11 protein-coding genes and 2 tRNA genes are annotated in these 9166 nt (G+C 61.7%); 4 read left to right on the plus strand and 9 right to left on the minus strand.

The features are described from left to right. Window positions 1-79: 79 nt before the first annotated feature. The 5 genes from EOC93_RS30735 to EOC93_RS30755 all read right to left on the minus strand — a co-directional run bounded on the left by EOC93_RS30735 (window position 80) and on the right by EOC93_RS30755 (window position 2321). Complete coding sequence (locus EOC93_RS30735) at window positions 80-289, minus strand: hypothetical protein (RefSeq protein ID WP_095489318.1); 210 nt, start codon at window positions 287-289, stop codon at window positions 80-82. A gap of 130 nt (window positions 290-419) precedes the next feature. Then, the gene (locus EOC93_RS30740; RefSeq protein WP_127206503.1) at window positions 420-704 is read right to left on the minus strand and encodes a DUF982 domain-containing protein; all 285 of its coding nucleotides are present in this window, start codon (window positions 702-704) and stop codon (window positions 420-422) included. 371 nt (window positions 705-1075) lie between these two features. Further along, window positions 1076-1615, minus strand: coding sequence for an SgcJ/EcaC family oxidoreductase (locus EOC93_RS30745; RefSeq protein ID WP_095489320.1), 540 nt, complete (start codon window positions 1613-1615; stop codon window positions 1076-1078). A gap of 274 nt (window positions 1616-1889) precedes the next feature. Next, a tRNA-Arg gene (locus EOC93_RS30750) sits at window positions 1890-1966 on the minus strand. 49 nt (window positions 1967-2015) lie between these two features. Continuing rightward, a complete protein-coding gene (locus tag EOC93_RS30755) occupies window positions 2016-2321 on the minus strand; it encodes an ETC complex I subunit (RefSeq protein ID WP_015318428.1) in 306 nt (101 codons plus the stop codon). 299 nt (window positions 2322-2620) lie between these two features. Here EOC93_RS30755 and EOC93_RS30760 point away from each other — a divergent pair, with 299 nt between their 5' ends. From EOC93_RS30760 to EOC93_RS30770, 3 genes are all read left to right on the plus strand, one after another. Continuing rightward, window positions 2621-3754 carry a multicopper oxidase domain-containing protein gene (locus EOC93_RS30760; RefSeq protein ID WP_127206504.1) on the plus strand — a complete coding sequence of 378 codons (1134 nt, stop codon included), beginning with the start codon at window positions 2621-2623 and terminating at the stop codon, window positions 3752-3754. Further along, window positions 3751-4938 carry a metal transporter gene (locus tag EOC93_RS30765; RefSeq protein WP_095489322.1) on the plus strand — a complete coding sequence of 396 codons (1188 nt, stop codon included), beginning with the start codon at window positions 3751-3753 and terminating at the stop codon, window positions 4936-4938. The genes EOC93_RS30760 and EOC93_RS30765 overlap by 4 nt, the downstream gene beginning before the upstream one ends. Before the next feature lie 166 nt (window positions 4939-5104). After that, window positions 5105-5181, plus strand: a tRNA-Pro gene (locus EOC93_RS30770). A gap of 131 nt (window positions 5182-5312) precedes the next feature. Here EOC93_RS30770 and EOC93_RS30775 read toward each other — a convergent pair. Then, complete coding sequence (locus tag EOC93_RS30775; RefSeq protein ID WP_127206505.1) at window positions 5313-6140, minus strand: alpha/beta hydrolase; 828 nt, start codon at window positions 6138-6140, stop codon at window positions 5313-5315. 128 nt (window positions 6141-6268) lie between these two features. Here EOC93_RS30775 and EOC93_RS30780 point away from each other — a divergent pair, with 128 nt between their 5' ends. Further along, window positions 6269-7270, plus strand: coding sequence for a GlxA family transcriptional regulator (locus tag EOC93_RS30780; RefSeq protein ID WP_127206506.1), 1002 nt, complete (start codon window positions 6269-6271; stop codon window positions 7268-7270). 448 nt (window positions 7271-7718) lie between these two features. Here EOC93_RS30780 and EOC93_RS30790 read toward each other — a convergent pair whose 3' ends face one another. The 3 genes from EOC93_RS30790 to EOC93_RS30800 all read right to left on the minus strand — a co-directional run. Beyond that, complete coding sequence (locus tag EOC93_RS30790; protein ID WP_095483250.1) at window positions 7719-8102, minus strand: type II toxin-antitoxin system VapC family toxin; 384 nt, start codon at window positions 8100-8102, stop codon at window positions 7719-7721. After that, a complete protein-coding gene (locus EOC93_RS30795; protein ID WP_095483249.1) occupies window positions 8099-8356 on the minus strand; it encodes a type II toxin-antitoxin system prevent-host-death family antitoxin in 258 nt (85 codons plus the stop codon). Before EOC93_RS30795 ends, EOC93_RS30790 begins: the two co-directional genes overlap by 4 nt. 241 nt (window positions 8357-8597) lie before the next feature. Then, the coding region (locus EOC93_RS30800) for a DnaA/Hda family protein (RefSeq protein WP_127206508.1) at window positions 8598-9166 on the minus strand (569 nt) is incomplete at its 5' end.

Here is a 9166-nt window from a genome sequence, read left to right on the forward strand (position 1 = left end):
GGGTAAAGCAAGCTAACCGAGTTAACTCTACCAACCGGCGGTTGGAAGAGTTAACTCGGTTAGCTTGCTTTACCCGGGCCTACCGCCCCAGCGCTTGTTTCGAAGCCGACAAAAGTTCTTCCTCGTCCACCACTCCGGCCATGTAATTGGCAATAATTCGGGACGCGAGCGATTCGCGCTGTTGTTCCGATTGGCCGTCAATCTTCAAACGATTGAACACGCGGCCAAGTAGCGCCAGCTCGGACGGGTTGAAAACACCCGAATCCTCTGCTCTTCCATGAAGCGGCATGACAAACCCCCTTCGCCCAGAGATTTTGTTCGTGCAACATTATTATACACTAAAAAACCGCGCCCCGTTGCAGAATCGCAGACGCGAGAGACGAGCCCTCGCGGAAGATCTGTGACCGGTGAGGGCGACATCACATCAGATCTTCAGCAACCCCGTCGAATTTCTTGAGGCCTTCGCTTGGCGGCTTCTGCTTGTGAAGTCCCTGTTCAGTTGCAGCCGCCTCGAAGGCGGCGAACGCAGCTTGGTGATTGCAATGTCCGGCCAGGCATTCCTCGATCATTCGGATTGCTTCAAGTCGGGACGGCTTGTCCATGGATGGCCATGGTTGCCGAAGCGCTTTCGCAGCGTCGGCTATCGACGCGACCACCATCGGCCTGCGATTCAGGTAGATTGTAATCGGAATGAACGCCGTCATTTTTGTCGCTCACCAGGATTGAAGGCGGTTAAACGCGAAGAGATGGCAGTGGTTGCATCATCGTGAATTCAGAGCGCCGATGCCCGATGCCATCGAGGCTGAACACGCCTTGCTCGGTGCCAACACGCAGGGGCTGGTCGTCCGAAGAGCCTTGGTCGTTTCGGTTCCATGAACGAAGAAGCCCGCGCCCCACGGAGGGGAAGGACGCGGGCTGATCGGAGGGGACAATCCGATCTCGCAGCATTTCTATGCGCACAGGAAATATTGCTGCAGGAGGCGAACGTCTTGCCCGTGCCAGTGTTCCATACGGAGACAAAAAAGCCCGCCGCGCCTTTCGCCAAGGCGGTCGATGAAGGCCTGGATATCAATCCCTATTGGGCCGCACCTAAATTCCAGATGTCCCGATGCAGGCGCCATGTCCCGTCGTCGCCCTTTTTCCAGACGACGATGTACTTGCCCGCTACGGTGGAGAGGGCGCCGTCTTTGCTCGGCACATCGAGCGTAAATGCGCCAACTTCGTAGGCGAGGTTCGCGCTCTCTTCCACTTCCAGCGCCTTCAGGGTGAGATTCTTCATCCCGCCTTTGATCGCGCCCTGCCAGAATTCTTCCACGCCCTTGCGGCCATCGACGCGCTTGCCGTCGGGCGGCAGCACGGCAGCATCCTCGGTATACATTTGACCCACCGCCGCCGCGTTTCCGCTGTTGAAGGCGTCCGTGAATTTCGTCAGCGCCGCTTCGATGTCCTCGCGAGCCGACTGGGCGGCCACAGACAGTGCTGACGAAAGAAGCAGCACAGCAGCAAATGCAAATGACTTAACCAGTCTCATCTCGTCCTCCCTTTGCGTGATATCCACCGGATGAATAGTGCCCATCCCGAGCGCGCCGCCGCGCCCGCGCAATGGCCAGATCATGACTTACATTAGACTTGTCTGATATGATGGCGCAAGCGCCAGACGTTCTCGACAACAGGCCAGAAAGCGACTGCCGTGGAACCTTTCAAAGCCAAATGCCTTGGATCACGTCGCGCGTGCCGTAGACAGCGCCGACTTCTTGCCGGATTTCAATCGATACGACCGGCCAGCGTCGGTTCGATGCCATCATTTCCGCATGGAGCGGAACCCTGTAAACGGATCGGAATGCCATTCTCCCGAAGTCGGGAATATGGTACTATCTCTTTGAAAATACTGGCGATCCCGACAGGATTCGAACCTGTGACCATCGGCTTAGAAGGCCGGTGCTCTATCCAGCTGAGCTACGGGACCGCTGGGCCGACGCCAAGGCCGGCTGAATTATGCGATGGGCACTTGCCGGTCAATGCGTCCAGGGCGTCCTGCGGTCATAGCGGAAATTCTCCGCATAGGAAATCTGGCGGCGCTTGGTTTCCTTCGGCTCCTCGACACGGAAGGCCAGCCCCTCTTTCTCGGCATAGGCCACCGCCTCTTCCCTGGTGTCGAAGGTGAGCCTGATCTGGCTGCGCATGTCGCCCGACGTGGTGTAGCCCATCAGCGGATCGATTTTCTTGCGCATCTCGGGATCGAATTCCAGCACCCAGTGGCCGGTCTTGGCCTTGCCGGACTGCATCGCGGTTTTGGCTGGGCTGAAAATGCGCGCGGACATGGTCACCTCGTTGCTACGTGCAAGCGGCACCTGCCGCTGTATTCCCGTCATTACTTCGCAATGCAGCCGGCGGCAAGGCCGATGGTTTTTGCGCTCCTGTCGCGGACCTGAACCAAGCAGAATGAGGACTACGCAATCTGCTGTGACGGCGTCGGCTGCAAGGCAGCTTGCCAAGCCCGTTGCACCGTCTTGGCGCGTTCAGCCGCACGGGGCATGCCGCGACCGAACTAAGCCATTGCTATATTTGACAGCTGACGCTATTATCGGTCAAACGAATGAATTCGAGGGAAAAAGTTGGCATGGTCGATGTCGGTATGTGGTTGCGCGATCGGATAAGCCGACGTTCCGTCCTTACAGGAAGTCTTGCTGCCGTGGGCGGCACGGCGATTGCTGCCCGCAGCGCGCTCGGTCAGTCCGCCCAGCATAGCGGTCATGACATAGCGGCGGTGGCCGCCACCGATCCGGCACCTCATCATATGAATGCTCATGGCGCGATGGTCACCGTCGGGGAGGTGGACAACGCCGCCAACGGTTTTGATCCGATCCCGATGCTGACGGACTGGGAGCGAGGGACGGTCTCGGTTCTGCCCGATGGGCGCACGCTCAGGACGTTCGAGGTGACGGCCGTGGACAAGACGATCGAGATCGCACCGGGCGTGTTCTTCCCGGCATGGACGTATAACGGCCGCGTGCCCGGTCCGGCGCTGCGCGCCAAGGAAGGCGAGCGCATTCGCATCGTCTTCAAGAACAACGGCTCGCATCCGCACTCGATGCATTTCCACGGCATCCATGCCGCCCGCATGGATGGAATTCCCGGCGCCGGGCTGGTCGATCCGGGTGGCGAGTTCGTCTACGAATTCGACGCCAAGCCCTTTGGCTGCCATCTGTATCATTGCCACGCCTTGCCGCTGAAGAGGCACATCCACAAGGGCATGTATGGGGCCTTTGTCATCGACCCGGACCCGGATCGCCATCCCGACCATGCCGAGATCGCCCGGTCGCGGCTTCTCGACACGCCCGAGAATGCCGGCTGGCAAGAGCTGGTGATGGTCATGAACGGATTCGACACCAATTTCGACGAGGAGAACGAATTCTACGCCGCCAACACCATCGCCCACGCCTATGCGAAGACGCCGATCCGCATCGTGCGAGGCAAGCCGGTGCGCATCTATCTGGTCAATGTGGTGGAATTCGATCCCATCAACTCGTTTCATCTGCATGGAAATTTCTTCGACTATTTCGATCAGGGCACGACGCTGACGCCGACCTTGAAAACGGTCGACCTCATCATCCAGTGCCAGGCCCAGCGCGGCATCCTGGAATTCACCTTCGCCGAGCACGAACCGGGCCTCTACATGTTCCACGCGCATCAAAGCGAGTTCACGGAGCTCGGCTGGATGGGCATGTTCGACGTCGTCGAGGCGCTGGCATGAACAAGGTCGTCACCATCGATTCACCGGCAAGGCCGCGCAGCCGTTGGTTGTGGATCGGCCTGCCCCTTGCCGCGCTCGCCATTGCGGTGGCGTGGATCATCGCCGTCAATCCGCTGCAAGGATTGTCAAACGGCGCGCCCGCCGTCGAGAAACTGACTTTCGAGCGTGTCGTCCTCGATACATCAGGCCTTCATCTTCTGGTCAGGGCCGGCGGCTCCGAGCCGATGACCATCGCCCAGGTCCAGGTCGACGGCGCCTACTGGCAATTCACCCAGGACCCGCCGGGCACCATCGCGCGTGCTTCCACGGCGTGGATCAATCTGCCTTTCCCGTGGGTTCTGGGTGAAACGCACACGGTCAATCTGGTAACCAACTCAGGCGTCACCTTCGAACATTTGATCGAAGTTGCCGTGCCGACGCCTACCGCCACTGCGGGACAGCTCAAGCTGCAGGGACTGGTCGGCATCATCGTCGGCGTGCTGCCTGTCGCCATTGGCCTCATGTTCTATCCGGCGCTGCGCGGTGTCGGACAGAGCGGCATGAACTTCCTGTTGGCGCTGACCATCGGGTTGCTCGCCTTTCTGCTGGTCGACACGATCGAAGAATCCTTCGAGCTTGTCGGAACCGCAGCCGCTGTGTTCCAGGGGCCGGTCATGGTGGTGCTGGCGGGTCTGGCTAGCTTTCTCGTCCTGATGGCGATCGGGCGGCGGCGCGGCACGCCGACAGGGCTGGCGTTGGCCACCTATATCGCGCTCGGCATCGGCCTTCACAATCTCGGCGAAGGCCTTGCCATCGGCGCTGCCTTCGTGGCCGGCTCGGCAAGCCTCGGAACCTTCCTGGTGCTCGGCTTCGCCCTGCATAATATTACCGAAGGCATCGGCATCGCCGCTCCGATGCTGAAGGAGCGGCCGCCGCTGTGGACGTTCGCCGGCCTGACCTTGCTCGCCGGTGGGCCTGCGGTTATCGGCATGTGGCTCGGCAGCCTGGCCTATGCGCCGCAATGGTCGGCGCTGGCGCTTGCCATCGGCGCCGGCGCGATCCTGCAGGTCATCGTCGAGGTCGGCGCCTATCTGATGCGCCGCAACCAGAAGGGCATCGATGCCTTCTTCACGCCACCGGTCATGGGCGGCCTGGCGGCCGGCGTCGCCTTCATGTACGCGACGGCCGCTTTCATAAAGGTCTGACCGGACAGGAGCCTGGGTCCTGAGGCAGCGCTGCTGTAAAGCCGTTGCGCGCGACTTGGCTGGCTGCAATTCCGGCCCCGATCGCCGCACGGGCCTGCCGTTTGTTCCGTTTTCGTCTTTTAGGGGTTGCGCAGCCAAGCCCGGAACCCTATAGCCCGCAAGGACTCGGAGTGTAGCGCAGCCTGGTAGCGCATCTGGTTTGGGACCAGAGGGTCGGGAGTTCGAATCTCTCCACTCCGACCATTCATTCACAGCAAATCATCGGCCATGCTGCCGGCGCACCTGCGCCGGGCAGCATCTGCGACTGGCGAAGCACGGAAGCGACCGACGGGCAGCCCGGGTTTTCGAGCGTGCCCGCCCTGAGCTCCGAAGCGTCAGCCCTGGATGAACGCCAGGAGATCCGGATTGATGATCTCCGGGTGGGTGGTGCACATTCCGTGCGGCAGGCCCTTGTAGACCTTGAGCGTGCCGTGCTTCACCAGCTTGGCTGCAAGCAGAGCGGAGTCGGCAATCGGCACGATCTGGTCGTCATCGCCGTGCATGATCAGGACAGGCACGTCGATCTTCCTAAGGTCCTCGGTGAAGTCGGTTTCGGAAAAAGCCTCGATACAGTCGTAATGGGCCTTGGCTCCGCCCATCATGCCCTGGCGCCACCAATTGTCGACAGCTCCTTGCGAGACCTTGGCGCCCTCGCGATTAAAGCCGTAGAACGGGCCGGCCGGCACGTCCCTGTAGAACTGGGCGCGGTTGGCCACGAGCGCGGCACGGAAGCCGTCGAATACCTCGATCGGCAGGCCGCCGGGGTTATTGTCGGTCTTGACCATGATCGGCGGCACCGCGCCGATCAGCACCGCCTTGGCGACGCGTCCTTCGCCACCGTAGCGGGCAACGTAACGCGCCACCTCGCCGCCGCCGGTCGAGTGACCGATATGGACGGCGTTCTTGAGATCAAGATGGGCAACCAGGGCCGCGACATCGGCGGCATAGGTGTCCATCTCGTTGCCGGTCGCCGTCTGTGTCGAGCGGCCATGTCCGCGCCGGTCATGCGCGATCACGCGATAGCCCTTGTCGAGGAAGAACAGCATCTGGTTGTCCCAGTCATCGGCGCTGAGCGGCCAGCCGTGATGGAACACGATTGGTTGGCCTGTGCCCCAATCCTTGTAGAAAATCTCGGTGCCGTCCTTGGTGGTGAATGTGCTCATCGTCGTACTCCTTGATGTGGTTGGCCGAATTGGTTGGGCGAAGGTCCGTTCCTCCTGTGGACAAGCTACTGCAATGGGGTCATGGTGAGAATTGGCAAAATAGACATTGGACATGGCAAAACTGACAGATGGTTGCGGCGCGTGATCCGGTCGAAATCGGCCTCGTTGTGTATCCCGGCGTTCAGGAAGCGGCTGTTCTTGGCCTGACCGATCTCTTCCAGCTGGCCAACCGGCTGGCCGCCGAACGGTCGCCGGACGCGCAGAGGCTTCGTGTCAGCCATTGGCAGTGGCAGGAGGCGAGCCAAACGGTCATCCGCACCTTCGACAGCGAGCCCGGCCCCGGCAATGGACCTGCCATGGTCATCTTGCCTCCGACCCTAGGCGATCCGATCGCTCGCGGGGCGGCCGCGCCCTACGCCGACTGGCTCAGGGCCCGCCATGCGGCAGGCGCGACGCTCGGCTCGGTCTGCGCCGGCGCCTTCGTGCTTGCCGAGGCCGGCCTGCTGTCTGGCCGTGCTGCGACGACGCATTGGGCCTATCGCGACGCGCTGGCGATGCGCTTTCCCGACATCGCACTGGATGCCGACAAGCTGGTCATCGATGATGGCGACATCATCACCGCCGGCGGCTACATGGCTTGGACCGATCTCGGCCTAAAACTCGTCGACCGGGTGCTCGGGCCGACCGTCATGATGGACACTGCCCGTTTCATGCTGGTGGATCCGCCGGGACGAGAGCAGCGCTTCTACAGCCCCTTTGCTCCCAGGCTGAACCATGGCGACGAGGCCATCCTCAAAGTGCAGCACTGGCTCCAGGCGAGAGGCGCGCGCGATGTGACGCTTGCCACTATGGCGGAGCATGCGGCCTTGGAGGAGCGGACTTTTTTGCGCCGCTTTCGCAACGCCACCGGCCTCAAGCCGACCGAGTATTGCCAGCACCTGCGCGTCGGCAAGGCGCGTGAGATGCTGGAAGCGACGACCCGATCAATCGACCAGATCGCCTGGGATGTCGGCTATGACGATCCCGGCTCCTTCCGCAAAGTGTTCGCCAGGATAACCGGCCTGGTGCCGGGCGATTACCGCAGGCGTTTTGGCGTGGAACGAGCGGCGCTTGTGGCCGGCGAGCGCTGAGCGGTGGCCCAGCCGTGCTTGCCCCGCGTCGACTGCCGCTGGAAGATGCGTGTGTTTGATGAGGTCTATGATGCCACGACCAACCGCACGATGATGCAGAGGAAGCCCAAGCCGCTGTGGCTGTTGCGGTGGCCGCGCCAGGCGATCGGGCTGAAGCGGAAGTGCGAGGTGAGCCAATGACTGACCGATCAATCACGAGTTGCGACGAATACGGCAGCATATATTTCGTCGAAAGCAGTGCAATGGCCAGCCTTTGTGCTGAATGCGCGTTTCATCTCTATGGGTACCCCGCCTGCGAACATCAGTTCAAAAACGGCCGATGCACAGCCTGCGGGTGGGACGGCTCTCGGTCAAAATATATCGCCGGCATTATTTCAAGGGAAAGCTCATAGGTGGGAGCGTCGACCCTGTCGCCTTGTCGCGCGCATGTGGCGCAGACAACCCATGCTTAGAGAGCGCTTTCGATATCGGTCCTCGAAAAATCGTCGCCGATATAAAGCAGGCGGCAGGCATGTTCCTTGGCCACCTCATAGGCGAAGCAGTCACCGAAATTGAGCGCGGCCGGGTGAACGCCCTTACCCCACTTTGCGTAGGCTTCGGCGATGCGACGCGCAGAGGCCGGCGTTACTGCCGCAATTTCGAAACCAAGCCCGTCGATCAGGCCGGACAGCTCTTCGCCGACATTGCGCCGCGCCGCGACGATCAGCGCTTCGGCCACGGTGCCGGCGGAAATCAGAATGTCGTCTTCAGCCTCGAGCGCCGCGATGCAGACATCAGCCTCCGGCTCGTCAAGAACGATCGCCATCAGCGCCGAGGTATCGACCACGATCATTCAGGCAGGCCATCATCACCGTAGAGGAAATCCTGGCTTCGCGCGGCGGATGGCCCGGCCTTTGCCCTCGCGGCGCCGGATGCGCGCATCGCCTCCAGCAGTGCCCGACGGCTTTTCCTGTCCGGCACTGCCTTGACGGGAACCAGGCGCACGGCCGCATGACCGTGACGGGTCAGAATGATTTCGTCGCCTGCCTCGGCACGACGCACCAATTCGGTCAGCTGTCCCTTGGCGTCTGTAACGGATACCTGCATCGCCACTCCTCTATGGGCCATCCTCTGGTCCATATTTGCAGTGAAAATAGACCATTCAACGGTCCATTACAACGGCCAAAGGCAAGCTCGCCGGGAGGAGAACCCCAACCGCCCCGTCTCCCGGCGAGCCTACAACCTGATTTGATACGCAATCAGGACCGGGGTTAGCCGGCAAGGCTGACGTTGCAAGATGGATGCCAGTACTGGTTTCCCGAAATGGGACACCGGCTAGCCTGTCGTATCAGATCTCGAACTCGCCCTGCCCCTCATCCATGGCGCTGACGGTTTCGGCGGCGAGCGCCCTCGTGATCGGCGTCTTGCGCTCCAATGCCGTGCGATCGAGCCGCTCCACCACCCGCATCGCGGTGGCCAGCGAGCGTTCGATGCGGCGCACCAGATATTGCACGACATGTGGCTCGACCTCGACCTGGCGGTCGGCGAACAGTTTGGTGATGACGCCGGCCAGCAAGAGATCGTCGGGCTCGTGGATCTCGACCGTCGCCGCCGCTTTCAGCCGCGAAGCGAGGTCCGGAAGCCTAACGCCCCAGGCGGACGGAAAGCGCCGCGCGGTCAAGAGCAAGGTCGAGCCGGCCCCGCGCACCGCATTGATCAGATGGAACAGCCCCTCTTCATCGACCGCGCCGGCATCGACGTCGTCGATCAGGGCAGGCCGCGCGCCGAGGCCCGCCATGCAGTCGCCGATGCGCCTGACATCGACTGTCACGGCCCCGGCGCGGGCGCGCCAGATCGAGGCCAGGTGGGTTTTTCCAGAGCCCGCCGGACTGGCCGTCGCCGGTGGTCGTGCTCGCC

It is taken from the genome of Mesorhizobium sp. M6A.T.Ce.TU.002.03.1.1 (assembly GCF_003997275.1).
GTDB lineage: Bacteria > Pseudomonadota > Alphaproteobacteria > Rhizobiales > Rhizobiaceae > Mesorhizobium > Mesorhizobium mediterraneum.

Bases quoted from the DNA above. Each gene is read 5' to 3' on its own strand.
- EOC93_RS30735 (WP_095489318.1), bottom strand. From the start codon at position 289: ATGCCGCTTCATGGAAGAGCAGAGGATTCGGGTGTTTTCAACCCGTCC.
- EOC93_RS30740 (WP_127206503.1), bottom strand. From the start codon at position 704: ATGACGGCGTTCATTCCGATTACAATCTACCTGAATCGCAGGCCGATG.
- EOC93_RS30745 (WP_095489320.1), bottom strand. From the start codon at position 1,615: ATGATCTGGCCATTGCGCGGGCGCGGCGGCGCGCTCGGGATGGGCACT.
- EOC93_RS30755 (WP_015318428.1), bottom strand. From the start codon at position 2,321: ATGTCCGCGCGCATTTTCAGCCCAGCCAAAACCGCGATGCAGTCCGGC.
- EOC93_RS30760 (WP_127206504.1), top strand. From the start codon at position 2,621: ATGGTCGATGTCGGTATGTGGTTGCGCGATCGGATAAGCCGACGTTCC.
- EOC93_RS30765 (WP_095489322.1), top strand. From the start codon at position 3,751: ATGAACAAGGTCGTCACCATCGATTCACCGGCAAGGCCGCGCAGCCGT.
- EOC93_RS30775 (WP_127206505.1), bottom strand. From the start codon at position 6,140: ATGAGCACATTCACCACCAAGGACGGCACCGAGATTTTCTACAAGGAT.
- EOC93_RS30780 (WP_127206506.1), top strand. From the start codon at position 6,269: ATGGTTGCGGCGCGTGATCCGGTCGAAATCGGCCTCGTTGTGTATCCC.
- EOC93_RS30790 (WP_095483250.1), bottom strand. From the start codon at position 8,102: ATGATCGTGGTCGATACCTCGGCGCTGATGGCGATCGTTCTTGACGAG.
- EOC93_RS30795 (WP_095483249.1), bottom strand. From the start codon at position 8,356: ATGCAGGTATCCGTTACAGACGCCAAGGGACAGCTGACCGAATTGGTG.